This is a genomic window from Bradyrhizobium sp. 76 (genome assembly GCF_023073025.1).
In the GTDB taxonomy this organism is placed as follows: Bacteria; Pseudomonadota; Alphaproteobacteria; order Rhizobiales; family Xanthobacteraceae; genus Bradyrhizobium.
Window position 1 is genome coordinate 1 of record NZ_JADPIS010000090.1, and the last position, 26,533, is coordinate 26,533.

The 26,533-nt window shown below is 64.6% G+C and carries 28 protein-coding genes and 1 pseudogene; 23 read left to right on the top strand and 6 right to left on the bottom strand.

Annotated features, from left to right (window positions below):
* Nucleotides 1-211: pseudogene (locus IVB48_RS16530) on the top strand (IS21 family transposase); the annotation flags it as partial.
* Between the two features lie 73 nt (nt 212-284).
* On the opposite strand, the gene IVB48_RS16535 reads toward IVB48_RS16530, so the two are convergent.
* Both IVB48_RS16535 and IVB48_RS41395 read right to left on the bottom strand, forming a co-directional pair.
* Nucleotides 285-545: an NmrA family NAD(P)-binding protein gene (locus IVB48_RS16535; protein ID WP_247400933.1), complete on the bottom strand. Its 261-nt coding sequence runs from the start codon at nt 543-545 to the stop codon at nt 285-287.
* Nucleotides 546-590: 45 nt separating this feature from the next.
* Nucleotides 591-824 carry a DoxX family protein gene (locus tag IVB48_RS41395; protein WP_346659001.1) on the bottom strand — a complete coding sequence of 78 codons (234 nt, stop codon included), beginning with the start codon at nt 822-824 and terminating at the stop codon, nt 591-593.
* A gap of 305 nt (nt 825-1,129) precedes the next feature.
* Here IVB48_RS41395 and IVB48_RS16540 point away from each other — a divergent pair, with 305 nt between their 5' ends.
* From IVB48_RS16540 to IVB48_RS16550, 3 genes are all read left to right on the top strand, one after another.
* Nucleotides 1,130-1,849: a LysR family transcriptional regulator gene (locus IVB48_RS16540; protein WP_247400937.1), complete on the top strand. Its 720-nt coding sequence runs from the start codon at nt 1,130-1,132 to the stop codon at nt 1,847-1,849.
* 447 nt (nt 1,850-2,296) lie between these two features.
* Complete coding sequence (locus IVB48_RS16545) at nt 2,297-2,629, top strand: thioesterase family protein (protein ID WP_346659008.1); 333 nt, start codon at nt 2,297-2,299, stop codon at nt 2,627-2,629.
* A 77-nt stretch (nt 2,630-2,706) separates the two neighbouring features.
* Nucleotides 2,707-3,174: a nuclear transport factor 2 family protein gene (locus IVB48_RS16550; protein ID WP_247400940.1), complete on the top strand. Its 468-nt coding sequence runs from the start codon at nt 2,707-2,709 to the stop codon at nt 3,172-3,174.
* A 119-nt stretch (nt 3,175-3,293) separates the two neighbouring features.
* Here IVB48_RS16550 and IVB48_RS16555 read toward each other — a convergent pair whose 3' ends face one another.
* Complete coding sequence (locus IVB48_RS16555) at nt 3,294-4,013, bottom strand: type 1 glutamine amidotransferase (protein ID WP_247400944.1); 720 nt, start codon at nt 4,011-4,013, stop codon at nt 3,294-3,296.
* Between the two features lie 23 nt (nt 4,014-4,036).
* The gene (locus tag IVB48_RS16560) at nt 4,037-4,963 is read right to left on the bottom strand and encodes a LysR family transcriptional regulator (RefSeq protein ID WP_247400947.1); all 927 of its coding nucleotides are present in this window, start codon (nt 4,961-4,963) and stop codon (nt 4,037-4,039) included.
* Between the two features lie 151 nt (nt 4,964-5,114).
* Here IVB48_RS16560 and IVB48_RS16565 point away from each other — a divergent pair, with 151 nt between their 5' ends.
* From IVB48_RS16565 to IVB48_RS16605, 9 genes are read left to right on the top strand one after another with little or no spacing between them, the layout of a single operon-like run.
* Nucleotides 5,115-6,071 carry an N-carbamoyl-D-amino-acid hydrolase gene (locus IVB48_RS16565; RefSeq protein ID WP_081747991.1) on the top strand — a complete coding sequence of 319 codons (957 nt, stop codon included), beginning with the start codon at nt 5,115-5,117 and terminating at the stop codon, nt 6,069-6,071.
* Between the two features lie 35 nt (nt 6,072-6,106).
* Entirely contained in the window at nt 6,107-6,931 is an 825-nt protein-coding gene (locus IVB48_RS16570; protein ID WP_247400949.1) for an ABC transporter substrate-binding protein, read from the top strand.
* Nucleotides 6,928-7,785, top strand: coding sequence for an amino acid ABC transporter permease (locus IVB48_RS16575; RefSeq protein ID WP_027570289.1), 858 nt, complete (start codon nt 6,928-6,930; stop codon nt 7,783-7,785). The genes IVB48_RS16570 and IVB48_RS16575 overlap by 4 nt, the downstream gene beginning before the upstream one ends.
* Entirely contained in the window at nt 7,782-8,546 is a 765-nt protein-coding gene (locus IVB48_RS16580) for an amino acid ABC transporter ATP-binding protein (protein WP_247287529.1), read from the top strand. The genes IVB48_RS16575 and IVB48_RS16580 overlap by 4 nt, the downstream gene beginning before the upstream one ends.
* Nucleotides 8,547-8,560: 14 nt before the next feature.
* Complete coding sequence (locus IVB48_RS16585) at nt 8,561-9,376, top strand: ABC transporter substrate-binding protein (RefSeq protein ID WP_247287530.1); 816 nt, start codon at nt 8,561-8,563, stop codon at nt 9,374-9,376.
* Nucleotides 9,363-10,247: a polysaccharide deacetylase gene (locus IVB48_RS16590; RefSeq protein WP_247400951.1), complete on the top strand. Its 885-nt coding sequence runs from the start codon at nt 9,363-9,365 to the stop codon at nt 10,245-10,247. The genes IVB48_RS16585 and IVB48_RS16590 overlap by 14 nt, the downstream gene beginning before the upstream one ends.
* A gap of 8 nt (nt 10,248-10,255) precedes the next feature.
* Nucleotides 10,256-10,906 (top strand): aspartate/glutamate racemase family protein, encoded by a 651-nt coding sequence (locus IVB48_RS16595; protein WP_247400953.1) that lies wholly within the window; start codon nt 10,256-10,258, stop codon nt 10,904-10,906.
* A 22-nt stretch (nt 10,907-10,928) separates the two neighbouring features.
* The gene (locus IVB48_RS16600) at nt 10,929-12,512 is read left to right on the top strand and encodes an ABC transporter substrate-binding protein (protein ID WP_247400955.1); all 1,584 of its coding nucleotides are present in this window, start codon (nt 10,929-10,931) and stop codon (nt 12,510-12,512) included.
* On the top strand, nt 12,509-13,882 hold the full coding sequence (locus IVB48_RS16605; protein ID WP_247400957.1) for an amidohydrolase family protein: 1,374 nt from the start codon (nt 12,509-12,511) through the stop codon (nt 13,880-13,882). The genes IVB48_RS16600 and IVB48_RS16605 overlap by 4 nt, the downstream gene beginning before the upstream one ends.
* Here IVB48_RS16605 and IVB48_RS16610 read toward each other — a convergent pair.
* On the bottom strand, nt 13,872-14,786 hold the full coding sequence (locus IVB48_RS16610; protein ID WP_247400959.1) for a LysR substrate-binding domain-containing protein: 915 nt from the start codon (nt 14,784-14,786) through the stop codon (nt 13,872-13,874). The genes IVB48_RS16605 and IVB48_RS16610 overlap by 11 nt on opposite strands.
* Nucleotides 14,787-15,057: 271 nt before the next feature.
* Here IVB48_RS16610 and IVB48_RS16615 point away from each other — a divergent pair, with 271 nt between their 5' ends.
* The 10 genes from IVB48_RS16615 to IVB48_RS16660 all read left to right on the top strand — a co-directional run bounded on the left by IVB48_RS16615 (nt 15,058) and on the right by IVB48_RS16660 (nt 24,937).
* On the top strand, nt 15,058-16,092 hold the full coding sequence (locus IVB48_RS16615) for an ABC transporter substrate-binding protein (RefSeq protein ID WP_247358225.1): 1,035 nt from the start codon (nt 15,058-15,060) through the stop codon (nt 16,090-16,092).
* 23 nt (nt 16,093-16,115) lie between these two features.
* Nucleotides 16,116-17,150 carry an ABC transporter ATP-binding protein gene (locus tag IVB48_RS16620; RefSeq protein WP_247400961.1) on the top strand — a complete coding sequence of 345 codons (1,035 nt, stop codon included), beginning with the start codon at nt 16,116-16,118 and terminating at the stop codon, nt 17,148-17,150.
* Entirely contained in the window at nt 17,147-18,022 is an 876-nt protein-coding gene (locus IVB48_RS16625) for an ABC transporter permease (RefSeq protein ID WP_247400963.1), read from the top strand. The genes IVB48_RS16620 and IVB48_RS16625 overlap by 4 nt, the downstream gene beginning before the upstream one ends.
* Nucleotides 18,019-18,825, top strand: coding sequence for an ABC transporter permease (locus IVB48_RS16630; RefSeq protein WP_247358228.1), 807 nt, complete (start codon nt 18,019-18,021; stop codon nt 18,823-18,825). The genes IVB48_RS16625 and IVB48_RS16630 overlap by 4 nt, the downstream gene beginning before the upstream one ends.
* Before the next feature lie 8 nt (nt 18,826-18,833).
* Entirely contained in the window at nt 18,834-19,970 is a 1,137-nt protein-coding gene (locus IVB48_RS16635) for an FAD-dependent oxidoreductase (protein WP_247400965.1), read from the top strand.
* 19 nt (nt 19,971-19,989) lie between these two features.
* The gene (locus IVB48_RS16640) at nt 19,990-20,286 is read left to right on the top strand and encodes a (2Fe-2S)-binding protein (protein WP_247400967.1); all 297 of its coding nucleotides are present in this window, start codon (nt 19,990-19,992) and stop codon (nt 20,284-20,286) included.
* Nucleotides 20,283-21,701, top strand: a complete 1,419-nt coding sequence (locus tag IVB48_RS16645) for a (2Fe-2S)-binding protein (protein ID WP_247400969.1) — start codon at nt 20,283-20,285, stop codon at nt 21,699-21,701. The genes IVB48_RS16640 and IVB48_RS16645 overlap by 4 nt, the downstream gene beginning before the upstream one ends.
* Complete coding sequence (locus IVB48_RS16650) at nt 21,698-22,819, top strand: FAD-dependent oxidoreductase (RefSeq protein WP_247400971.1); 1,122 nt, start codon at nt 21,698-21,700, stop codon at nt 22,817-22,819. Before IVB48_RS16645 ends, IVB48_RS16650 begins: the two co-directional genes overlap by 4 nt.
* A 14-nt stretch (nt 22,820-22,833) precedes the next feature.
* Nucleotides 22,834-23,181 carry a RidA family protein gene (locus IVB48_RS16655; protein WP_007596366.1) on the top strand — a complete coding sequence of 116 codons (348 nt, stop codon included), beginning with the start codon at nt 22,834-22,836 and terminating at the stop codon, nt 23,179-23,181.
* A gap of 172 nt (nt 23,182-23,353) precedes the next feature.
* Complete coding sequence (locus tag IVB48_RS16660) at nt 23,354-24,937, top strand: ABC-F family ATP-binding cassette domain-containing protein (RefSeq protein ID WP_247400973.1); 1,584 nt, start codon at nt 23,354-23,356, stop codon at nt 24,935-24,937.
* 177 nt (nt 24,938-25,114) lie between these two features.
* Here IVB48_RS16660 and IVB48_RS16665 read toward each other — a convergent pair whose 3' ends face one another.
* Nucleotides 25,115-26,449, bottom strand: a complete 1,335-nt coding sequence (locus tag IVB48_RS16665) for a dicarboxylate/amino acid:cation symporter (RefSeq protein WP_027570306.1) — start codon at nt 26,447-26,449, stop codon at nt 25,115-25,117.
* Between the last annotated feature and the right edge of the window lie 84 nt (nt 26,450-26,533).

Below are 26,533 nucleotides of genomic sequence, written 5' to 3' on the forward strand. Positions count from 1 at the left end.
GCGGCGGCCGAACGTCACGCTGATGCTGTTGTGGGAGGAGTATTGCGACGCAAGCTCCGACAGCTTCAGCTACTCATGGTTCTGCGAACGCTACAAGGAGTGGGCCGGCCGCCTCAAGCCGACCCTGCGCCAGGTCCATGTCGCCGGCGAGAAGCTGTTCGTCGACTATTCTGGCCACACGATGGAGGTGGTTGACGGGCTCACGGGTGAGGCCCGCATCACCCAAAAGACCGTCGAGATATTTCTCCGCGGCAAGCGGGTGAGCGCCTCGACATAGTTCGCAATCACGCCCTTGGCTTCTTTGTAATCGGGCGAGGGGCCCAGACAGCCGGCAACATGACAAACGCGCCTTCGACGCCTTTGAGCGCCCGCTCGATGGCTGCCGAATCATTCCAATCACCGTCAACCAGTTCCACGCCCTGGTTCGCCCAGCTTGACCCCTTCTCGCGATTGCGGACTAGCGCGCGTACCTCCTTGCCGTGCGCCAAGAGATGTTCTGCCGTTGCGCCGCCCACTTTTCCCGTGATTCCCATTACTAAGAACATGCGTTTTCTCCTGATCTTGAGGGACAGAGCACTGCCCCTGTTGGTTCAACGGATGAGCGGCAGAATGGCCCGGATTCGGGGATCGCGCGCGTAGAGGCCGCCCCATGTCATCGCGCCCAGAAGCAGGGAAATGATTTCCGGCGGCGATCCCAACTCACCAATGCGGACATGGGCGCAGATGGCACCTCCCAAAAAGCCCGTCACTAGGATCGCGCCGAGGACGGCGGTGGCCGGGATGGCGTAGAATGGCGCAGGCGAGTATGATCGGACCCACGACACAGGTCAGGTCCATCGCGAACCCGGTTTCGTGCAACATGCTCGCGATCTGTGACGGCGCGAAAAGCTGAATAGTGCCGTCTGCCACCAGAGCGATAAAACGCGCTCACTATCCGGCCGGCCCATAGGCTGCGATGCAAGATCATAGCTTCAGGCACGTGATGCAGGTTCATAGTTTGGGACACTTGTCGTTCTCCGATGGGGGGATCCCATATTCGGAGCTCACTTACTGTGTCTCTTAGGTATGATAAACACCCAGGAAATGAACTCACTGTTCTCCCTGCGGTGAACAATACCGAGGCATGAAAATGCAGAATCTCGAACCGATCCTCATTTTCATAACGGTAGCGGAAATGGGGAGCTTCACCCGCGCAGCCGATAGCCTGGGCATTCAGAAGGGAAGGGCTTCAACGGCGGTCCGGAAGCTGGAAGAAGATGTTGGTGTGAGGCTCCTGCACCGGACGACGCGCAGCGTTCAGTTGACGGAAGACGGACGCGCATTTCATGCGCGTGCCCGCGATCTGCTTGCTGAAGTCGATGACCTGCACTCCATGTTCGCAGGCGATCGCGTGGCACTTCGCGGGCGTTTGCGGGTCGATCTTCCGACCGAGGTGGCGCGCACAACGATCGTGCCGGCCTTGCCGGATTTCATGGCGGCTCACCCCGAGTTGGAGCTGGAGGTGTCGAGTACGGATCGGCAAGTCGATCTTGTTCAAGAAGGGTTCGACTGTGTATTGCGGCTTGGACCAATAGGGGACGAGACGCTGATTGCCCGTCCACTGGGCCTGTTGCGCATGGTCAACGCTGCCAGTCCCCCCTATCTGGCGCGCTACGGCGTCCCTCGATCGCTGGATGATCTCCGGCATCAGGAACATCGGACTATTCATTTTTCGACGATGCTGGGCGCAAGACCCTATGGATGGGAATATCCGGACGGCGACAGCTACGCGACGCTTCAGTTGCCAGGTGCGCTACACGTCAACAGCGCGCAGACCTACGAAGCCGCTGCCTCGCCGGCCTTGGCCTGATTCAGGCGCCACTCTTGGGGATTGGCCGATACTTAGAGAGTGGAGCGCTTGTGGAGATCATACCCGATTTTCGTCGCCGGGCGCTCGCCGTGTCCCTCGTCGTAGCACATCGGAGCGATCTGTCGCGTCGAGTCCGCGCATTCATGAAATGGATCGAAGATGTGCTGACGCCGTATCTGGAATAGCGAGACGGACATCTTCGTCCGGCCCTCGAAATCAACATTCTGAAATTATGTCTGCCGGTCGGCGGCCCGGCGGTCCAACAGAAAGCGCAGCGCATCCCGAAGGCGCTGCGGCTTGCGATGGAAGGGCATAGATAAATAATCTGCTGCTCATTCACGCCTTAGCGTCCAGCGACCCATTGAAACCAACCCGCTGGGCTTCTGTTGCGACATCGTCAAACCAGTGTTTTCCGGCATCGTCTATCACGCCAACTATTTGCGCTTCATGGAGCGCGGACGGACCAATCATCTGCGGCTGATGGGCGCCGAGCAGCAGGCATTGTTCGAGCAGGCCGAGACGGAAGACGCAAGCTTCGCCTTCGTGGTGCGCTCGATGCATCTCGATTTCCTCAAGCCTGCCCGGATGGACGATGTGCTCGATGTCGTGACCTGGCCGGTCGCGGTGAAGGGCGCCTCCATCATGCTGGCGCAGGAGGTGCGCCGCGGCGAGGAGGTGTTGGTGAAGGCCGAGGTGCGCGTCGCCTTCATCAGCGGCGGCCGCGCCCAGCCGATCCCGAAATCGATCCGCGCCTTGATGAAGGCTGATCTGATTTCGTGATCGGGCGATAGCGGACGGCCTCTCGACTCCCCCGCGCGCGGCGATAGATTGCACTCCCGCCAACCGATGAGGCCATCATGTCGCGCCCGCCGCTTCCGCCCTTTACCCGTGAGACCGCCGCGCAGAAGGCGCGTATGGCCGAGGATGCCTGGAATTCGCGCGACCCGGTGCGCGTCTCGCTCGCCTATACCGAGGACAGCCGCTGGCGCAATCGCTCCGAGGTTTTTCAGAGTCGCGAAGCCATCGTCGCGTTCCTCACCCGCAAATGGGAGAAGGAGCACGACTACCGCCTGATCAAGGACCTCTGGGCGTTCGACGATAACCGCATCGCCGTGCGCTTCCAGTACGAATGGCACGATGCGAACGGCCAGTGGTACCGCTCCTACGGCAACGAGCAGTGGGAGTTCGACGAGCACGGCCTGATGCGGCGGCGCGAGGCTTCGATCAACGACGTGGTGATCGCGGAGGAGGACCGGCGGTTTCACTGGCCGGCACCGGGGCCGAGGCCGGCGGATGTGGCGGGGTTGGGGACGGACCCTTTCTGAGCCGAGAAACAACTGTCACCCCTCATGGTGAGGAGCCGCGAAGCTGCGTCTCGAACCATGCAGGCCCCGTTGCTGCATCCGGGCCTCTATCCTTCGAGACGCGCGCGAGAGCGCGCTCCTTAGGATGAGGGGATGGATTTGCGCGCCAGAAACCTCGTAATCGCCCCTCCGAGCTTGGCATGGTCCATCGGCTCCGCCAGCGACTCCCTCGCCGTGGCAACGACATCGTCCGGCGCCTTGCCGTCGCGCAGCTCGCAGCACACTTGCGCAAACCCCAAGTCGAACTCCGGGTGCGGCTGCAGGGTGAGCGTCGCGCCGTTGGCGTAGAGCAGGCCGGCATGCGGGGTGAAGTCGGAGGAGAGGATCGTCAGCGCATCGTTCGGCGGCTCAATCACCTGGTCCTGATGCGAGCAGGCGATGGCGACTGCTTCGCCGTCGACGACGCCGTTGTCCGGCAGCACCTGATAGACGTGCCGGCCGATGCCCCAGCCCTTCTCCGATTTGCGCACGGTGCCGCCGAGCGCCTGCGCGATCAACTGATGACCGAAGCAGATGCCGACCATCGGTGTCCTGCTGGCGTAGGCCGTGCGCACGAAATCTTCCAGCGGCGCGATCCAGTCGAGCCCGTCATAAACGCCGGCGGCCGCGCCGGTGATCAGCAGCGCCTCCAAATTGCGCGGATCGGGAAGCGCATCGCCGTTCGGGATGCTGACGATCTCGACCGTCGCAGCCGGGTCCTCGGCGCGGACCATGCGCTCGAACATGTCCGGGAACGACCCGTGGCGCTCGCGATATTTTTGGGGGACCTGCCCGGTCTCGATGATGGTGATGCGTGCCATGTGCCCTCGGGTAAAGGTTAAGCTCAGTCGCTTCCTGCCCCATGTTGCTGGTGTGGCGCTGTACGCACCAGCAGCGCACTCTCTTTCCGGACCTCGTTGAGAAACGCCTTGGCCAGGCGCGACAGCGGCTCGGCTTCCGACCATAGCATATAGGCCACGGCGTGCGTCGTCGGCGCGAACGGCCGCACGACGAGGCCGGTCCCGCCGTTCTGCCGCGGCGAGAAGGGATCGACCACCGCGGCGCCGACGCCGGCGGCGGCGAGCACGCAGGCCGTGTTGCAGTAGCGCACCTCGACGGTCGGCCGGAACGGCGCGCCGGCACGGGCGAAACTGTCACGCACGGCCTCGCCGAGCCGTGTGCCGCGCTCGAGCCCGATGAAGGGCAGGCCGGACAGGTCCGCGGCCGAGATCACCGGCTGGTCGGCGAGCGGGTGCTGCGGCGGCAGCACGCACACCATCTCGCCGGTGTGCACCACCTCGTGGGCGATGCCTGGATGATGTGTCAGCCCGAGCGCGAAGCCGAGCTCGGCGACGCGGTTGAGCACGCCTTCGATGATTCCCTCATAGCGCCGCACGTCGAAGAACACCCGTGTCTCCGGGCGACGGCGCAGGAAACCTGACAGCGCCGAGGGGATGATGCTGTAGGCGAGCGGCGGCGTCGCGACCAGCGCGAGATGCCCGGAGCGGTTCTCGCGCAGATCGCGCACGCGGCTCTCGAGCTTTGCGTGCAGCGCGAAGATCGCCTCGCTCTCCTTGTAGAGCGCCATTGCTTCCGTGGTCGGAAACAGCCGGTTGTTGACGCGTTCGAACAGCGCAAAACCTGCCTGCGCCTCCATCGTCTTCAGCGCGTTGCTCACGGCAGGCTGCGACAACGCCAGTTCGTCGGCGGCCGCAACCGTGGTGCGGTGGCGGATGACGGCGCGGAGAATCTCGAGCTGGCGCAGGTTCATATCACTGCCGATTATACTCTGGGCCAAAACATCATAGCAGAACGAATTGATTTTGCAGCCCCGCTTCCGCGTAATGGCAGCGGCTTTGCCCGTCGCATCAAAGGGTTCATTCGCCCATTGAGGCGCCACTGCGCACAGATTGGAGGCAATCTTGGTTCGTGTCCTTCGCGCCGCCGCCGCACAGATGGGGCCGACGCAAAAAGCCGATACGCGCGAGCACACGCTGTCGCGGATGCTTGCGCTGCTGGAGGAGGCGGCCGGCCGCGGCGCCAGCCTCGTGGTGTTTCCCGAGCTTGCCTTCACCACGTTCTTTCCGCGCTGGTTGCTCGAAGGCGAGGCGCTCGACCATTATTTCGAACGCGGCATGCCGAACCCGAACGTCGCCGCCTTGTTCGACCGTGCACGTGCGCTGCGCGTCGGCTTCTATGTCGGCTATGCCGAGCTGACGCCGGATGGACGCCGCTACAATTGCGCCGTCCTGGTCGATCGCGACGGCGAGCTGCTCGGCCGTTATCGCAAGGTGCACCTGCCGGGCTCGGTCGAGCCGCGGCAAGGTGCGCGCTACCAGCAGCTCGAGAAGCGCTATTTCGACTATGGCGATCTCGGCTTTCCGGCCTTCCGCGCCGGCTCGGCCTGGGCCCACGCCATCATGGGCATGATGATCTGCAACGATCGCCGCTGGCCGGAATCCTGGCGCGTGCTTGGCCTGCAGGGCGTCGAGCTCGTCTGCATCGGCTACAATTCGGCGGCCTATGATCCCAATGGCGGCAGCACGGAAGATGCCTCCTTGCGCACCTTCCACTCCACGCTGGTGACGCAGGCCAACGCCTACATGAACGCGACCTGGGCGATCTCGGTGGCGAAGGCGGGCGAGGAGGACGGCTCCGGGCTGATCGGCGGCTCCTGCATCGTCGATCCCAATGGCCGCATCGTCGCGCAGGCCGCAACGCTGACCGACGAGGTGATCGTCGCCGACATCGATCTCGACCTCTGCCGCCAGGGCAAGGACAAGATGTTCAACTTCGCCGCGCACCGGCGGCCGGAGCAATACAGGGTGATCACCGAACGCGCCGGCGTCATCGAGCCCGCGGTTCTCGACGCAGACTGACAGGACGTTCCAACAACGTTGGCAAAGGAGCCGATATGACGCGCCTCTCGTATTTCCTCGGCATCGCAGCATTGGCGGCCGCGACGTCCTCGCAGGCGGCGGAGCTTCCGGCCGAGATCAAGCAAGTGGGCGCGTTGAAGCTCACGGTCAACTCCACTTACGCGCCGATGGAATATCGCGATCCCGCAACCAATGAGCTCGTCGGGCTCGACGTCGATCTGGCGAACGAACTGGCTAAGCGCCTCGGCGTGAAGATCGTCTGGAGCGAGACGCCGTTCGCCGAATTGATCCCGTCACTTCAGACCAAGCGCGCCGATTTCATCATCTCCGGCATCTCCGATCGCGCCTCGCGGCGCGAGACCGCGGATTTCGTCGATTATCTCGGGACCGGCCCGCAGTTCTTCGTCATGGCGGAGAACGAAGCCAAGGCTGCGACCGATCTCTGTGGTAAGAAGGTTGGGACCACCCGCAGCACCAGCTTCCCGGTCGAGATCGAGAAGTGGAGCAAGCAGAATTGCGAGCCGGCCGGCAAGCCGGCGATCCAGTACGTGCCCGGCGAGAACTCGATCGACGTCCGCAACCAGCTCAAGCAGGGCCGCATCGACGCCGCCGTACAGGGCAGCGAGACGTTGCCTTATGCGCAGACGCAGGAACCCGGCAAATACCGCGTGATCGGCGAGCCCTTCGCCAAAGGATATCAGGGCATCATGTTCCGCAAGGACGACGCGGCGCTTCGTGAGGTGGTGACCGAGAAGCTCACCGCGATGATCGCCGACGGTTCCTACAAGGCTGTCCTCGACAAATGGGGTCTCGGCGGCAATGCGGTCGCCCAGCCCATGCTGAACGCGGCGTCGCAATGAAGACGGCACCGGCACTCGCGGAGGGTTTTCCCGACCTGTCGGGGATGCGGATCGCGCGCGAGCCGCACTGGTTTCGCTGGCTCAGCGCAGCGCTGATCGTTCTTGTACTTGCATTGATCGTGCGCGCGTTTGCGGCCGGCCAGATCGAATGGTCCTATGTCAGCCGCTTCCTGACGGCAAAGGTGATCCTCGAAGGCATCGTCAACACCATGGTGATGGCGGTGCTGGCGATGGCGCTCGGCATCTTCCTCGGCGTCGTCATCGCGATCATGCGGCTGTCGCCCAACCCGGTGCTGAAGACCGTTGCCGCCGGCTACACCTGGTTGTTCCGCGGCACGCCGCTGATCCTGCAACTGCTGCTGTGGTTCAATCTCGCGCTGGTGTTTCCGACCATCGGCATTCCCGGCCTGTGGAGCGCGCGCGCCGTCGACGTCATGACGCCGTTCCTCGCCGCGCTGCTCGGGCTCGGCATCAACCAGGGCGCCTATACGTCGGAAGTGATGCGGGCCGGCATGCTGTCGGTCGATATCGGGCAATATGAGGCCGCGCAGGCGATCGGCATGGGACGCTTGCGTGCGCTGCGCCGGATCGTTCTGCCGCAGGCGATGCGGGTGGTGATCCCGCCGCTCGGCAACGAGTTCATCGGCATGGTGAAGGCGACCTCGCTCGCCAGCGTCATCCAGTATCCGGAACTGCTGCACAACGCCGAGAACATCTACTACGCCAATTCGCGCGTGATCGAGCTCCTGATCGTCGCCGGTCTCTGGTATCTGCTCGTCGTCTCGGTGCTGACGCCGCTCCAGATGCTGCTCGAACGCCGTTTTGCGCGCGGCACATTGCGGCTCGCGCGATGACAAAACCCCTCGTCGCGATCCGCTCCGTCAGCAAGAGTTTTGGAGAGTTTCAGGCTCTCAAAAATGTCTCGCTCGACATCCGGCCCGGCGAGGTGATGTGCCTGATCGGCGCCTCCGGCTCCGGCAAGACCACGCTGCTCCGCTGCATCAACCAGCTCGCCGCGATCGACAGCGGCGGCATCTGGCTCGACGGCGAGCTCCTGGGCGTGCGCGAGCAGGGCGGACGGCTCCATCGGCTTAGCGAGCGCGAAATCGGGCGGCAGCGGTTGAAGACCGGCATGGTGTTCCAGCGCTTCAATTTGTTTCCGCACAAGACCGCGCTCGAAAACATCACCGAAGGTCCGCTCCAGGTTCAGGGTCGAAAATCCGACGAGGTGCGTGCGGAGGCGATCGAGCTGCTGCGGCGCGTCGGATTGTCGGCCAAAGCGGATTCGTATCCCGCCCAGCTCTCCGGTGGCCAGCAGCAGCGCGTCGCGATTGCCCGCGCGCTTGCCATGAAGCCGATGCTGATGCTGTTCGACGAGCCGACCAGCGCGCTCGATCCCGAGCTCGTCGGCGAGGTCTTGGCGGTCATGAAGGAGCTGGCGCGGAGCGGCATGACCATGATGGTCGTGACGCACGAACTCGGCTTCGCGCGCGAGGTCGCCGACCGTGTCGTCTACATGGACCAGGGCGCGATCATCGAGCAGGGGCGCGCATCCGATGTCTTGGGCGCGCCGCGCGAGGAACGTACCAGAGCATTTTTGTCGGCAGTGATCTGAATGGGGGCGTATCGATGAAGAGAATTCTGGTTACGGCGGCACTCGTTGGCGCCATGAGCGCTCCGGTCATGGCGGTCGAGCTGCCGGCGGAGATCGCCAAGCGCGGCAGCATCAAGGTCGCGCTGGTGCCGAACTATCCGCCGATGGAGTTCCGCGATCCCGCCACCAACGCGTTGTCCGGCTTCGACATCGATCTCGGCGAGGCCATCGGCCGCAAGCTCGGCGTCAAGATCGAATGGCAGGAGACCAGCTTTGCCGAGTTCATGCCGTCGATCTCGACCGGGCGGGTGGACGCCATCCTGTCCGGCTTCACCGACTATGCCAGCCGGCACGAAATCGCGTCCTTCGTCGATTATTTGCGCAGCGGTCCGCAGTTCTTCGTGCAGCAGTCGCGCAAGGCGGAGTTCAAGGACGCCGCCGCGCTCTGCGGCAAGAAGGTCGGCGCCAGCCGCCGCACCATGTTCCCGGCGCAGATCGCGGCCTGGAGCGAGAAGAATTGCGGCACCAATCCGATTCAGTTCGTCGGGACCGACGGATCGGCCGATGCCCGCACCCAGCTCAGGCAGGGCCGCATCGATGCCGCCGCCCAGGGCAACGAGACGCTGCCCTACATCATGGACCTCGAGCCCGGCACCTACGCGACTGTGGGCGAGCCCATCGCGCAGCAATTCACCGGCATCGCTCTGCCGGTCAAGGAAAAGGCGCTGCAGCAAGCCATGCTGGAGGCAGTCGACGCGCTGATCGCGGACGGCACTTATCGTACGCTGCTTGCCAAGTGGAAACTGACCGACAACGCACTCGAAAAGGCGACCCTCAATGCTGGACAGTAAGGCACTCCAGAGCATCCCGCTCACCCCAGCCAACACCGCGGATCCTGCGCCGGAATACCCCTGGCCGAGGCCGTACAATTCGGCGATGTTCCTGTCGTTCGACGTGGACGCGGAGAGCGCCTGGACCAGCAAGGACGCGGTGCACGCGCAGCGGCTCATCACCATGAGCTATGGCGGCTATGAGGCGCGCGTCGGCACGCCAAAACTGCTGGAGCTGCTCGACCAGCTCGATCTCAAGGCGACCTTCTTCGTCACGGGATGGTCGGTCGACGCGCACCCTGCGATGGCCGAGTCCATTCTCAAGGCCGGTCACGAGATCGGCCACCACGGTTATCATCATGTCCTTCCCGATCCTGGCGATCCCTGGATGGAGGAGGAGCTGGAGCGCGGTTTTGAGGCGCTCAAGCGCCGGCTCGGAGTCAGGCCGACCGGCTATCGCGCGCCTTACGGCGAGTTCACCGAGGAACTGCGGGTGGCGCTGGTGCGCCACGGCATCGTCTACACCTCCTCGTTTCGCGACGACGTGCGGCCCTATCGGCATCGTCTCGCCGACGGCAAGCCGGGCACGATCGAGCTGCCGGTGACCGCAAGCTATGACGACTGGATGCACGGCCTGTCGGCGCGCTTCAGTCCGCGCTCGATCTTCCCCAAGGAGCATGTGCTTTCGATCTGGAAGGACGAGCTCGACGAAACCAGAGACTGGGGCGCGATGGTGACGACCGTGCTGCATCCGCAATGCAGCGGCCGCCCGATGCGGCTGCGCCTGCTGCGTGAGTTTCTCACTTACGCAAAGTCGTGCCCGGATGTCTGGATCACGACCGGCGAGAAGATCGCGGCCAACTTCCTGCGCCACGAGGCCGGAAAAAGTTGAGCCACGCCATGACCCGCATCCTCGTCATCAATCCCAACTCCTCCGCATCGGTGACCGCGGCGATCGATGACGCCGTCGCGCCGCTGCGCATCGCCGGCGGCCCCCCAATCGAGGTCGTCGGCCTTGCCGAGGGGCCGCCGGGCATCAGCTCGCAACGCGATGCCGACAGCGTTGTGATGCCGCTGGTCAACCGTGTGTCGCGCGACGATGCTGATGCCTTCGTGCTCGCCTGCTTCAGTGATCCCGGCCTGCATGCGGTGCGCGAGGCGGCCGGCGGGCGCCCGGTGATGGGTATCGCCGAGTGCGGCATCTTTCGCGCACTGATGCTGGGCGAGCGCTTCGGAATCATCGCGCTGTCGCCCTCGAGCATCCGCCGCCAGCAGCGGATGGTGCGGCTGATGGGCGTCGACAGCCGCTATGCCGGAAGCTGGTCGGTCGGCGCGAGCGCGGCGGAGACGGCAGGCGCGGACGTCCGGGGACGGTTGATTGAAGCCGGCCGCGCGCTTGCCTCGCAATGCCGCGCCGATGTCGTGGTGATGGGCTGCGCCGGCATGGCCTCGCATCGGGCGGCGATCGCGGATGCCATCGGCGTTCCCGTGGTCGAGCCGGCGCAGCAGGCGGTGGCCGCTGCGATTGGCGCGGTCTTGCTGAACACGTAAGATCCTTCAGGAGCCTCTTGCAATGCCCGTCTCCCGCCGTTCGCTCCTCAAGGCCGCAGCCGCTGTACCGGCGCTGTCATTCCCGGGCATCCTGCGAGCCGAATCCCAGACCACACTGCGCTTCATTCCTGTCATCGACCTCGCCTTCGTCGACCCCATCTATTCCACGGCGCAGGTGTCGCGAAACCATGGCTTCATGGTCTACGACACGCTCTACGGCATGAACTCTTCGCTCCAGGTCTCGCCGCAGATGCTGTCGGGCCATGTCGTCTCCGGCGACGGGCTGCAATGGGACCTCAGCTTGCGCGATGGCCTGTTCTGGCACGACGGCGAGCGCGTGCTTGCCCGCGACTGCGTCGCGAGCATCCGCCGCTGGGCCGCGCGCGACGGCTTTGGCGGTGAGCTGATGGAGGCGACGGGCGAACTGCGGGCCACTGACGACCGCACCATCCGCTTCCGCCTCAAGCGTCCGTTTTCGCTGTTGCCGCAGGCGCTGGGCAAGGCCGCGATCAACGCGTGCTTCATGATGCCGGAGCGGCTGGCGAGCCAGGATCCGTTCAAGCCGCTGACCGAAGTGATCGGCAGCGGCCCGTTCCGCTATCTCGCCGACGAGCGCGTGCAGGGTGCGCGCAACGCGTATGCCAGGTTCGAGCGCTATCAGCCGCGCAGCGACGGCAAGCCGGATTGGACCGCGGGTCCGAAGATCGTGCATTACGATCGCGTGGTCTGGACCACCACGCCCGATGCCGGCACCGGCGTCGCCGCGCTGCAGACCGGCGAGCAGGACTGGCAGGAGACCACGCCGCACGACCTGCTGCCGATCATCAAGGCGGCCGGCGACATCGAGACGCGCATCCTCGATCCCCGCGGCTATGCCTGCATGCTGCGCCTCAATCACCTACAGCCGCCGTTCGACAACCCTGCCGTTCGCCGCGCGCTCCTGGGGGCGATCGATCAATCCGCCTTCATGACCGCGGTCGCCGGTACCGATCCGAACTTCCAGGTCTCCCCGATCGGCTATTTCGCGCCGAATACGCCGATGGCCAGCGATGTCGGCCTCGATGTGTTCCGCGGCCCGCGTGACTACGCCAAGGTGAAGGCCGAGCTCAAGGCCGCGGGGTATAATGGCGAGAAGATCGTGGTGCTCGTGCCCACCAACTCACTGGCGCAGAAGCCGCTTGGCGAGATCGCCGTCGACTCCTTGCGCAAGGCCGGCATGAACGTCGAATATGCCGGGCTCGATTTCGCCGTGGTGCTGCAACGCCAGCTCAAGAAGGATCCGCTTCCGCAGGGCGGCTGGAGCGCGGCGGTCGGCAACTGGCAGGGCATCGATTGGCTCAATCCGGCCGGCAACACCAACATCCGTGGCGAGGGCAAGGTCGCCGGCTGGTATGCGAGCGAGAAGATGGGAGCCTTGCGCAGCCAGTGGCTCGCGGCCTCCGAGCTCGCCGAGCAGCAGCGCATCTGCCGCGAGATCCAGACGGTGGCATTTCAGGAAATCCCCTATATTCCGATCGGCCTGTACAAGCAGCCGACCGCCTATCGTAAAGCTATCACCGGCATTCTCGACGGCACCGCCGTCTTCTGGAACGTACGCCCCGCATGAGCACCTCAGCAGTTTTCGGCAGCTATGTGCTGTCTCGCAAGAACGGCGCGCAGGACGTGTTGCGCGACCATTGGGTTCTGGTCGAGGGCAAGACGATCGCCGCGGTCACGCGCGACAAGCCGCACGCGGACGAGGTGCATGACCGTCCCGGCCGTTTCGTTCTGCCGGGCCTGTTGAACCTGCACAATCACTGCTTCTCGGAAGCGGTGGCGCGCAGCCACACCGAGGACGGCAATGGCCGCAAGAACAACCAGAGCATCGTCTACACGGTGCTCTTGCCGCTGACCAAGCGCGGTGCAGATATCTTGTCGGCGGAAGAGCGCATGGCGGTCGCGCGGCTCGGCATCCTCCAACTCCTGAAGGGCGGCGCCACCACGGTGATGGAGCCGTTCCGGAACTCGATCCCGGAGATGTTCGACGCCGCCGAAGAGATGGGCATCCGCTTCTATGGCGCGCCCTATCTGTTCTCGACGTCGGACGCCAAGGCCGGCCCCGACGGCGTGGTGCACTATTCCGGCGATGACGGCACAGCCGACATGGCGACCTGGGATGCACTCTACCAGCGCTGGAACAATCGCGGCGACGGTCGCATCGGCCTTGCGATGAGTCCGCATGCCACCGACACCTGCGGGCCCGATCTCTTGAAGGCCTGTGCCGCGCGGGCGCGCGAGCTTGGCGTGCCCATCACGACGCATATGGCGCAGAGCCGTGCCGAGGTCGAAACCATTGGTAAGCGCTATGGCGGCCGCACGCCGGCGCAATATCTCGACTGGCTCGGCCTGCTGGCGCCCGATCTGATGGCGGCGCACTGCATGTTTAGCACCGACGACGATCTCAAGCTAATGGCCGCGCGCGGCATGACGGTTCTCAACTGCCCGCGCGTATTCGCCCGCGCCGGCGTCACCGCCGCGTTCAGCCGGTTTGCGGAACACGGCGTTCGCACCGTGGTCGGCACCGACGGCTACAACATGGACCTGCTCGGTGAGCTCAATGCGGCGTCGCTGATCTCCAAGATCACTTCGGCGCGGGCTGACGTCGCGAACGCGCCCGAATTGATCGAGGCGAACACGGCAATCGCCGCCGATGTCATCAAGCGGCCCGATCTCGGCCGGATCGAGCCGGGCGCGACCGCCGACCTCACCATCGTCGATCTCACCCATCCGCATCTTCAGCCGCTGTTCGACCCGCGACGCGCACTGATCGCGCTCGCGAATCGCGCCAATATCGATCAGGTCATGGTCGACGGCCGCATGCTGGTCGATGCCGGCCGCTATCTCGGCGCTGACGAGGCGGCGATCACGGCGGCGGGGACTGCTGCGATCGGCAAAATCTGGGACCTGCCGGAGGCGCAGGCGGCGTTCAACGGCTGAGAGCTGCCTCGTCGAATTCGGCGAGCGACTTGCGCATGGTCTCGACCAGATCCAGCGCCACCGGCGAGGGGCTGCGCTGCGCCGGAAACACGGCGGAGAATTCGAAGTCGATGCGCGGCAGGAAGCGGCGGACGACGACGCCGCGCGTGGAAAATTCCTGCGCGGTGAAGGGATCGCAGATCGCGACCCCGAGCCCCGACGACACCATGCCGCACATGATCTCCGAGAGCGTGGTCTCGACCCTGAGCACGCGGCGGACATCGTGGCGATGGAAGACCTGATCGATGAGGTGGCGGCTCGACGAGCCCGCCGACAGCGAAATGAAAGTCTCGCCCTCGAAATCGCGGGGCTCCAGCACTTCCTTTTCCGCGAGGCGGTGACCGGTGGGCAGTACAGCCACACGCGCGGGCGCCGGCAGCTTCTGGCTCGGCAAGCCGGAATGCGCGATCGGCACCTCGGCAAAGCCGACGTCGCATTGGTTGTTCAGCACCCAATCGACCACGATCGGCGAGATCACACCGAAGAAAGCGAGGTTGAGGTTGGGACGCTCCTTCAGGAAGTGCCCGGTGAGCCGCGGCAAATAGCCATTCGACAATGCTGGAAGTGCCGCGATCCGCAGTGAGCCGGTGCGGCGGCCCCGGATTTCCTCGGCTGCCGCCGTGATCCGTTCAAGGCCGACGAAGGAGCGCTCGACTTCGGTGTAGAGCGCCATGGCCGCAGCGGTCGGCACGAGGCCGGTGCCGCGCCGTTCGAACAGCTCCATCTTCAGCAGCGCCTGGAGGTCGCGCAGCAACCGGGAGACCGCCGGCTGCGTCACTTTCATCAGCGCCGCCGCCTCAGTCACGCTGCCGGTCAGCATCGTGGCCCGGAAGGCTTCCACCTGCCGCGAATTGATCCGCGCCATCCTGAATTCCATTCATAACATTTAGGCATACAGAGGGTGCCATTATTCATTGGACGACGGAAGCCGGAGTTTGCGATCTTTTTCATCAGAGCTGGAGACGGCCCGCTTTTTCGGCAGATCGGAGGGGTTCGAACCTCCGGATCGCGCCAAAACCAGCCGCGCAGGGGCCGGAGCCCTGTCGGGGAGGGATTTGCGCGGAAGGAAATGCGGAAGGTTCAGCCAACGAGACTCGTCGGCACGTCACCTCATCCCGGTATGGAGATCGGACCACATGAAGACTTTTCGCCTTCTGACAGCGGTCAGCATCGCGGCGCTCGTCGCCGCCCCGTCGGTCGCCACGGCCCAGCAGAAAACGCTCTACGTCGCCGGCTATGGCGGCTCGTTCGAGAAGACCATCCGTGACGAGGTGATCCCGACCTTCGAGAAGGAGAACGGCGTCAAGGTAGAGTACGTCGCCGGCAACTCCACCGACACGCTGGCAAAGCTCCAGGCGCAGAAGGGCAATCAGCAGATCGACGTCGCCATCGTCGACGACGGCCCGATGTACCAGGCGATCCAGCTCGGCTTCTGCGGCAAGCTCGAGGGACTTCCGGCCGATCTCTACGACACCGCCCGCTTCAAGGACGATCGTGCGGTCGCCATCGGGATCGTCGCGACCGGCCTGATGTACAACACCAAGGTGTTTGCGGAGAAGGGCTGGGCGCCGCCGACCTCCTGGAACGATTTGAAGGACACGAAATACGCCAAGCAGCTCGTGATCCCGCCGATCAACAACACCTATGGCCTCGAAGCGCTGGTGATGCTGTCGAAGATGAATGGCGGCGGCGAAACCAATGTCGATTCCGGCTTCAAGATCTTCAAGGAGCAGATCAATCCGAACGTGCTCGCCTATGAGCCGTCGCCGGGCAAGATGACCGAGCTGTTCCAGTCCGGCCAGGCCGTGATCGCAGTGTGGGGCACCGGCCGCGTGCAGAGCTTTGCCAATACCGGCTTCCCCGTCGATTTCGTCTATCCGAAGGAGGGCGCCGCGACGTTGCTGACGACCGCCTGTCCGATCACCAAGCCGAACGCCTCGCCGCTTGCGTCCAGCTTCGTCAAGATGCTGCTCGAACCCAAGATCCAGCTCGTGATGCTGAAGGACTACGGCTACGGCCCGGTGCTGAAATCGCTGGTTATCCCGCCCGAGCTCGGCAAGATGGCGCCGATCGGCGAACGTGCGGCAAAGCTCTATAATCCGGACTGGACTGTCATCAACGAGAAGCGTGAGGAATGGACCAAGCGCTGGAATCGCGAGGTCGAACGCTGATCGTTCGCGGCGGAGACAGCGTCATGGCTTATCTCGAGCTCGATCGGGTCGCAAAACAGTTCGGCGCGCAGACTGTCGTCGACGACTTCAGTCTCGCGGTGGGGAAGGGGGAGTTTGTCTCCTTCCTCGGTCCCTCCGGCTGCGGCAAGACAACGACCCTGCAAATGATTGCGGGCTTCCTCGATCCCAGCCGCGGCGCGATCCGGCTGGAAGGCAAGGACCTGACCGCGATCCATCCGGCCAAACGCGGGCTTGGCATCGTGTTCCAGAGCTACGCGCTGTTTCCGCACATGACCGCGGCCGAGAATGTCGCGTTTGGCCTCGAGATGCGCAATGTGCCGCGCGGCAAACGGACCGAGCGCGTCCGCGCCGCGCTCGCGATGGTCGGGCTTGCCGGCTACGAGGATCGCCATCCGCGCCGCATGTCCGGCGGCCAGCAGCAGCGCGTGGCGCTGGCGCGCGCGCTGGTGATCAAGCCGAGCGTATTGCTGCTCGACGAGCCGCTATCCAATCTCGACGCCAAGCTGCGCGAGGAGATGCAGATCGAGCTGCGCCAGATCCAGCGCACCATCGGCACCACCACGATCCTCGTCACCCACGACCAGAACGAGGCGATGTCGCTGTCCGACCGCATCGTGGTGATGAGCCAGGGCCGGATCGAGCAGATCGGCACGCCGCAGGAGACCTATGAGAAGCCGGCCTCGGCCTTCGTCTCGCAGTTTTTGGGCAAGACTAACGACTTTGCCGCGACGATCGATCGGACCAGTGCGCCTGCGCGACTGATCGCCGGCTCGTGGAGCGCGCCTGCGCCTGCCGGGCGCAGCGGTCCCGTCACCATCAGCATTCGCCCCGAGCGGATCGACTTTGGCGACGCAGGCCTCAGCGCAAAGATCGTCACGCGCATCTTCCAAGGCAATCACTGGCTGTTCCAGTGCGACAGCGAATGTGGCCCGGCGACCGTAATCCGCCAGAATGACGGCCGGTCGCAACCGGTCGAAGGCGAGGCAGTTCACCTCACTTGGAGGCCGGAGGACATGGGCGTGAGAGGCGTCGCATGAGCGCTTCCGCCGAGGAACGAAACGCACGCACGCCCTGGGCGCTGACCGCGCCCGCTTTGATGCTGTTCTTCGGCGTGCTCCTGATTCCGCTGGCAATGACCGTGATGCTGTCGTTCCATGACTGGGGCCAGTACAAGGGCATCGAGCCGGTCTTCATCCTCAAGAACTGGCACGAGATCGTTACCGATCCCTATTACGCCGAGATGTTCGGGCGGACGTTTCGCATCGCGATCCTGACCACGCTGCTCACCGCGCTGCTCGGTGCGCCCGAAGCCTACATCCTCAACCGCATGGGCGGACGCTGGAAGAGCGTTTTCCTGCTGGTCATCCTGGGGCCGCTGTTGATTTCCGTGGTGGCGCGCACGCTCGGCTGGGCGCTGCTGTTCGGCGGCAATAACGGCCTCGTCAACAAGCTCTTGATGTCGGTCGGGTTGATCCGCGCGCCTATCCCCTTCATGTTCACCGAGACCGGAATGGTTATCGCGCTTGCGCATGTGATGATGCCATTCATGGTGCTGTCGGTGTGGGCGGCGCTGCAGCGTCTCGATCCGCAGATCGAGAATGCCGCGATGTCGCTCGGCGCCGGCCCTGTGACCATCATCCGCCGCATCATCATGCCGCAGATCATGCCGGGCGTGCTGTCGGGGGCGATCATCGTGTTTTCGCTCTCGGCCAGTGCGTTTGCGACGCCCGCCATCATTGGCGGCCGCCGACTCAAGGTCGCGGCGACGCTCGCCTATGACGAATTCCTCAACACGCTGAACTGGCCGCTGGGTGCGGCGGTCGCCACGCTGCTGCTGGCCGCGCTGGTCTTGATCGTCGTCGGCAGCAACGCACTGATCGAGCGCCGTTACGCGGAGGTGTTCCGATGAGCCGGAATGGCCCGCTGGCGCTGATCTTCCACACCATCTTCGTCATCGTCATGGTGGCGCCGATCCTCGTCGTCTGCCTCGTCGCGTTCACGCCTGAAGGCTTCTTGTCGCTGCCGACAAACGGTTTTTCGCTGCGCTGGTTCAGGGCGATCGCCAACTATCCCGAATTCGTCCATGCTTTCTGGGTCAGTCTTGGCCTTGGCGCACTGTCCTCCTTCGTGGCGCTGCTGTTCGCAGTGCCTGCGGCGCTCGCGATCGCGCGCTATCGGTTCCGCGGCCGAGACGCACTGGCGGCACTGTTTCTGTCGCCGCTCATGATCCCGCATGTCGTGCTCGGCATCGCGTTCCTGCGCTTCTTCACCTCGGCCGGCCTCGGCGGCAGCTTTGCCGCGCTGATCATCGCGCATGTCATCATCGTGTTTCCGTTCGCGCTGCGGCTGACGTTGGCGGCGGCGACCGGCATGGACCTTTCGGTCGAGATGGCGGCGATCTCGCTCGGCGCCGGCGGCTGGACGCTGTTCCGCCGCGTGACGTTGCCGCTGATCCTGCCCGGCGTCATCAGCGGCTGGGCGCTCGCCTTCATCCAGTCCTTCGACGATCTGACCATGACCGTCTTCCTTGCGGCACCTGGCACCGAAACATTGCCGGTGCGCATGTTTCTGTACATCCAGGACAACATCGATCCGCTGGTGACGTCGGTCTCGGCCTGCGTGATAGCAGTTACCATGACCGCTCTCATTCTGCTCGACCGCTTCTACGGGCTCGACCGCGTGCTCGCCGGCAAGGGCGATACAGGGCGATAGGAGAATCCATGCGAACAGATTACGACGTCGCCGTCGTCGGCGGCGGATTGCTCGGCTCCGCCATCGCCTGGGGTCTCGGCCGGCTCGGCAGCCGCGTCGCCGTGCTCGACGAAGGCGACATCACCAAGCGTGCCTCGCGCGCGAACTTTGCCCTGGTCTGGGTTCAGAGCAAGGGGTTGGGCATGCCTGCCTATACGGTGTGGACGGTGCAGGCGTCACAGGCGTGGAGCAGGCTCGCCGCGGAGTTGAAGCAGCAGACCGATCTCGACGTCTCGCTTCAGCAGAATGGCGGCTTTCATCTCACGCTCGGCGAGGACGAATTCGGCCAGCGCACCGAGCTGGTCAAGCGCATGCATAACCAGACAGGTGCCGCCGACTACATGATGGAGATGCTGCCGGCGTCCGAGGTGAAGAAGGTGCTGCCGCTGATCGGGCCTGAAGTCTCCGGCGGCAGTTATTGTCCGCTTGACGGTCACGTCAATTCGCTGCGCACATTTCGTGCGTTCCACACCGGCTTCAAGGCCTTGGGCATCGATTATCTTCCGGAGCGTCCGGTCTCGGCGATCAGCCAGAGCGGCGGTGAATTCCGCCTGACGACGCCGCAGGGCGAGCTCCGTGCCGCCAAGATCGTGCTCGCCGCCGGCAATGCCAACCAGACGCTGGCGCCGATGGTCGGTCTCTACGCCCCGATGGGCCCGACCCGTGGCCAGATCGTGGTGACCGAGCGCACCATGCCCTTCCTGCCGCATCCGCTGACCACGATCCGCCAGACCGACGAGGGCACGGTGATGATCGGCGACAGCAAGGAAGACGAGCTCGACGATCGCGCGCTGAAGCACTCGATCAGCGCCGTCATGACCGATCGCGCCCAGCGGATGTTTCCGCATCTCGCGCGGCTCAACGTGGTCCGGAGCTGGGCCGGCATCCGCGTCATGCCGCAGGACGGCTTTCCGATCTACGACCAGTCGGAAACGCATCCCGGCGCTTTCGTTGCCTGCTGCCATTCCGGCGTGACGCTCGCCTCCAACCACGCTTTCGAGATCGCGCGGATGGTTGCGCAGGGCGCGCTCGAGCCGGAGCTGGTCGGCGCGTTCTCGGCCAGCCGTTTTGGCGCCGCCGGTGCTGCGAACAACAGCGGCTACTAGGGATATTGAAGGAGCCAGGATGTTCAAACGTTCCGAACAGGACAAACGACCGTCGGTGCAGATCTTCGTCGGCGGCGTTGCCGTCGCGGCGCGGCAGGGCGACACCGTCTCCGCGGCGCTGCTGGCCTCGAGCTGCGATGCACGCCGTTCGACCGCGGTGAGCGGCGCGCCGCGCTTGCCCTATTGCATGATGGGCGTGTGCTTCGATTGCCTCGTCACCATCGACGGCGTCGGCAACCGACAGGGTTGCCTGGTGCCGGTCACCGAGGGCATGCAGATCGAGATTCAGAAGGGCAAGCGGGAGATCGGAAAATGACTGTGGCTCCCAAGCGCGAAGAATACGACGTCGTGGTGATAGGGGCCGGGCCTGCCGGCCTCGCCGCTGCTGCGACGTCCGCCGAAGCCGGCCTGTCGACGTTGCTGCTAGACGAGAATATCGGGCCCGGCGGCCAGGTGTTCCGCGCCATCGCCTCGACACCGGTGACCGAGCGCGATCAGCTCGGCGCTGACTATTGGGTGGGCGCCGATCTCGTGCGGGTGCTACGCGCGAGCGACGCCGAGGTCATCCACCGCGCCACGGTCTGGAGCCTTGACCGCAACCTCGACATCGCCGTCTCGGTCGGCGGCGCGTCCGCGTTCGTAAAGGCCAAGCGCGTGATCCTCGCGACTGGCGCACTGGAGCGGCCGTTCCCCATTCCCGGCTGGACGCTGCCGGGCGTGATGACCGCGGGCGCCGCGCAAACGATGTTGAAATCATCGGCCCTGGTGCCGGATGGCCGTACCGTGATTGCAGGGCAGGGGCCGCTGCTCTGGCTGCTCGCCGCGCAGATCTTGCGTCTCGGCGGTCGCATCGATCGCATTCTCGACACCACCGCGCGCGGCAATTATTTCGCGGCTCTCCCCCACGCCTTTGCCTTCCTGACCTCGCCTTATTTCGCCAAGGGCCTGTCGATGATGCGCGAGGTGAAGGCGAAGGTGCAGGTCGTGTCCGGCGTCACCGAGCTTGCGGCCTCTGGTGACGGCCAGCTCGCGAACGTGAGCTATGTCGCCGGCGGCAAGCGCGAAACCGTCCTTGCGGATCTCTTGTTGCTGCACCAGGGCGTCGTGCCCAACGTCAATCTGGCGATGGCGGCCGGAATCGAGCATCGCTGGGATGATCTGCAATTGTGCTGGTCTCCGGTGCTCGATGCCAGCGGCAATTCGTCGGTCGCCGGCATTGCGATTGCCGGCGACGGCGCCGGCATCGGCGGTGCGAGTGCAGCCGTGGTGCGCGGCCGCATCGCGGCCCGCGCGGCGGTGGAGGCGTTGGCGCCTGCGGCTGCCACAAAACTTGCGCCGATGGCGAGCCTCCGCGCCGATCTCGCCAAGGCCGAACGTGGCCGCGTTTTCCTCGACACGCTGTTCCGTCCGGCGCCGCAGTTTCGCATTCCCGCAGGCGACACCATCGTCTGTCGCTGCGAGGAGGTCACGGCAAAGGATATTCTCGACGCCGTCGCGATCGGCGCGACCGGGCCGAACCAGCTCAAGGCCTATCGCCGCACCGGCATGGGGCCGTGCCAGGGCCGGCTCTGCGGCCTCACCGTCACCGAGCTGATGGCGCAGGCGCGGGGCAAGACCCCGCAGGAGATCGGCTATTACCGGCTGCGCGCGCCGGTCAAGCCGATCACGCTCGCCGAGCTTGCCGCGGTTCCGAAGAGCGAAGACGACATCAAGGCGGTGGTGCGCGGATGACGAAAAACGTGGATGCGATCGTCGTGGGCGGCGGCATCCACGGGTGCTCGACTGCGCTGCATCTGTGTCTCGCCGGCCTGAAACCGGTGCTGATCGAGAAGGACTATGCTGGCCGCCACGCCTCCGGCGTCAACGCCGGTGGCGTGCGCCAGCTGGCGCGGCACATCCCCGAAATCCCGCTTTCGATCCGCTCGATGGGAATCTGGGAGAAGATCACCGATCTCCTCGACGACGATTGCAGCTTTGAGAGCTATGGCCAGGTCCTCGTCGCCGAGAACGAGGAGGAACTCGCGGTCTGCCGTGCACGTGTGGCCGAGCTCAACGTGCTCGGCTTCACCCACGAGGAGCTGATCGATGCGGCCGAGTTGCGGCGCCTCGTGCCTGCAGTCGCCGAGAGCTGTCCCGGCGGCGTGGTCTCGCGCCGCGACGGTGCGGCCAATCCTGCGCAGGCGACGACGGCGTTCCGGCGCAAGGCCGGGCAGCTCGGTGCGACCGTTCGCGAGGGCATTGCCGCCACGAACATCCGGCACACCGATGGTCTCTGGCATGTCGATGTCGGCGCCGAGAGCTTTGCCGCGCCGGTGCTCGTCAATGCCGCCGGCGCCTGGGCCGGGACCATTGCAGCCGCGCTCGGTGAGCCCGTTCCGGTCGAGACCGTGGCGCCGATGCTGATGATCACCTCGCGCGTGCCGCATTTCACCGATCCAGTCGTGATCCTGCGCGGCCGCAAGCTCTCCTTCAAGCAATTCAAGAACGGCACGGTGCTGATCGGCGGCGGCCATCTGGCAACGCCCTATCAGGATCGAAACGAGACGGTGCTGGACTGGAAGAGCCTCGCGACCAGCGCCCGCACCGTGTTCGAGCTGTTCCCGGTCATGCGCAGCGCGACGATCGTCCGCGCCTGGGCCGGCATCGAGGCCAAGACCAAGGACGATCTGCCCGTGTTTGGACCGAGCAGCCGGCACAAGGGCCTCTATCACCAGTTCGGTTTCTCGCTGCACGGTTTCCAGCTCGGCCCCGGCGCGGGCGCCGTCATGGCGGAGCTGATCGTCAACGGCGGCACCCAGACCCGCATCGGCGAACTCGGCATCGACCGTTTCTATTCCCCCACGCTCTAGCAAAAGAGGACATCATGAGCATTACCCGCAGCATCCGCACGCCCATCATGCACCGCGCCGTCGAAGCCAACGGCTTCGTCTTCATTGGCGGCACCATCGCCGACGACACCTCGGTGTCGATGGGCGAGCAGACCCGCAACATCCTCGGCAAGATCGCCGGCTATCTGAAGGAAGCGGGTACCGACAAGTCGCGCGTCGTGAGCACCTCGATCTTCGTCACGGACCTTTCCAAGAAGAAGGAGATGGACGCGGTCTGGACCGAGTTCTTCGGCGACAATCTGCCGACCCGCGCCACCGTCGGTGTCGCCGATCTCGGCGGCAGCGCGCTGATCGAGGTCGTGGTCACCGCGCTCAAGGGCTGATCGCGCAGGCCAGCGGGGCACGTCAGCGCTCCGCGCGCCGCCCTCCCTGCGAGCCTCGCCTTGATCTCGCCCTTCGATGAGATTAGTTAGAGGGCTCCTCAAACAGGATATTCGAGAGCCATGGATTTTACCCCGACCGCAAAGCCGACCTGCCTTGCTCACGGGGAATTCCATGCCTGCTTCCATCATCCTGTCCAACCTGTCGCTGTCCACACCTGACGGCCGCTGTCTTTTCTCCAATATCGATCTGACGTTCCGAGCCGAGCGGACCGGCCTCGTCGGTCGCAACGGCGTCGGGAAGACGACGCTGCTTGCGTCGATTTCGCGAGAGCACATTCCTCCGTCGGGGCGCGTTGCCATCAACGGAACAGTTGGTCTGCTACGCCAGAACGTCCAGCCGCTTGCGGGCGCGAAGGTGATCGACCTGTTCGGTGCGCGAGCCGCGCTCGATCTTCTTCGCCGTGCCGAGCGCGGAGACGCCTCGGCCGAGGAGGTTTCCGAGGTCGATTGGACCCTCGAAACACGGCTTACGTCCGCCCTTGCGCGTGTCGGGTTCGACGTCGCTCCGGAGATCGAGCTCGACCGCCTGTCGGGCGGGCAGGTCACGCGGGTTCGTCTCGCCGCGCTGATCTTTGCGGAGCCGGACTTCCTGCTGCTCGACGAGCCCACCAACAATCTCGATCGGGAGGGACGCAAGGCGGTGATCGATTTCCTTGCCTCCTGGCGCGGTGGGGCGATTGTCGTCAGCCACGATCGGAGCCTGCTCGAAACCATGGATGCGATCGTCGAGCTGACGTCGCTCGGAGCCGCGCGATACGGCGGCAATTGGAGCAGTTATTGCGAGCAGAAAGCCCTTGCGCTTGCGGCTGTCAGGCACGACCTCGCGCATGCCCAGAGGCGCCTGTCCGAGATCGACGGGAAAGCGCAGGAGGCCGCGGAGAGGAAAGCGCGCAAAGACAGCGGGGGCAAGAAGAAGCGCGCCAAGGGCGACATGCCGCGCATCCTGGCCGGCGCGCGCAAGGACCGTAGTGAAGACACCGGCGGCAAGAACGCGCAGATCGCCGAGCGGCGGCGCGCGGATGCGCTCGAGGCCGTCGATACGACGCGCCGACGCATCGAGATTCTTCAGCCGCTGTCGGTGAAATTGCCCTCGACCCGGCTGCCGACGGGCAGGGAGGTGGTTTGGCTCGATCGCGTCAGCGCCGGCTATGGGCCGGATAGGGAAGTCTTGCGCGATCTATCGCTCGCGATCGTCAGTCCGGAGCGCGTGGCAATCGTCGGGCCCAACGGCTCAGGCAAGACGACGCTGCTGAAACTCGTCGCCGGCGAGTTGCATCAGCTCTCCGGCACCGTGCGGGTCAAGCCGGATCTTGCGCTGTTCGATCAGAAGGTCAGTCTGCTCGATCCCGCGATCTCCATCCTGGACAATTTTGGGCGCTTCCATCCGAAGGCGGGTGCAAATGAATGCCATGCCGCGCTGGCCCGGTTCATGTTCCGTGCCGATGCGGCCTTGCAGATAGTCGGACGCCTGAGCGGCGGGCAGATGTTTCGCGCCGGCCTTGCCTGCGTGCTGGGCGGTGCGACGCCGCCGTCCCTGCTGATCCTCGACGAGCCGACCAATCATCTCGACATTGAATCCATCGAAGCCGTGGAAGCAGGTCTGAGGGCCTATGACGGCGCGCTGCTCGTCGTAAGTCATGACGAGGCGTTCTTGCAGGCGATCGGGATCACGCGCAGGGTCGAACTGGCCGGCTAAATCGGCTGCCCATCGTTGATTAACAAAAACCCGACGCCCTGCCCCCAGCGCGTCGGGTGGAAAAATATGAGTATCAATCCGTGATCCCAACGCAGCAGTTGTGACTCGCGTTGCGCCAATTTACCACTCCGGGAAACTACCGCGTTGGAACCGGACGCCGCCAAACCTGCGTCCGGCCTAGGAGGCGGCGCTGCCGCCGGGTTCAAGCGCCTCACCCATCTCCAGCGGATGGGCCATGGCCTCGTGCAGCGCGTCGCGGTCGAGCTCGCCTTCGGAGATGCTGATGACGACGCAGGCGACGCCGTTACCGATCAGATTGGTCAGCGCGCGGCACTCGCTCATGAACTTGTCGATGCCGACCAGGATCGCGATCGACTGGATCGGGATGTCGGGCACGATCGAGAGTGTTGCCGCGAGCGTGATGAAGCCCGCCCCGGTCACGCCCGAGGCGCCCTTCGAGGTGATCATGGCGATGCCGAGAATGCCGAGCTCCTGCCAGATGGTCAGATGGGTATTGGTCGCCTGCGCCAGGAACAGCGTCGCCAGCGTCATGTAGATGTTGGTGCCGTCGAGGTTGAAGCTGTAACCGGTCGGAATGACGAGGCCGACCACCGAGCGCGAGGCGCCGAGATGCTCCATCTTCTGGATCATCTGCGGCAGCACAGTCTCCGACGACGAGGTGCCGAGCACGATCAGGAGCTCGTCCTTGATGTAGGCGATGAAGCGCAGGATCGAGAAGCCGGCGAGCCTTGCGATCGCCCCCAGCACGACCAGCACGAACAGCATGCTGGTGAGATAGAACGTGCCGATCAGGGCGGCGAGGTTGAGCAGCGAACCAAGGCCGTAGGCGCCGACGGTGAACGCCATCGCGCCGAACGCCCCGATCGGAGCGACGCGCACGATGATGCGGATGATGCCGAAGAACATCTTTGCGGCCTTGTCGATCGCCTCGGCAATGGGCTCGCCGGCCTTGCCGAGAAAGGCGATGGCGAAGCCCGACAGGATCGAGATCAGCAGCACCTGCAACAGATCGCCACGTGCGATGGCGCCCAGATAGCTGTCGGGGATGATCGCCAGCAGATGGGCGACGATGCCTTCTTCCTTGGCCTTGGTGACGTAGGTCGCCACCGATTTCGGGTCGATCGTGGCGGGATCGATGTTGAAGCCGTGTCCGGGCTGGAGCACCTCGCCGACCAGAAGGCCGATCGCGAGCGCGACGGTCGAGACCGTCTCGAAATAGATCAGCGACTTCAGCCCGACCCGGCCAACGCGCTTGAGGTCGCCCATCGAGGAGATGCCGTGCACCACCGTGCAGAAGATCACCGGCGCGATCATCATCTTGATCAGCGCGATGAAACCGTCGCCGAGCGGCTTCAGGGCCTTGCCGAGATCAGGATAGAAATAGCCGATGAGCACCCCGAGCGCGATCGCGATCAGCACCTGGATGTAGAGGATCTTGTACCAGGGCTGGTGCCGGCGGTGGATGGCTGGCTGGATCGCAATCTGTGTCATAGAATGGGCCCCGGAACGTATTGATCTTGTTTGATTTGCATCATGTGATGGCCGCCGCAGAAGCGACAATAACATTTTTGTCTG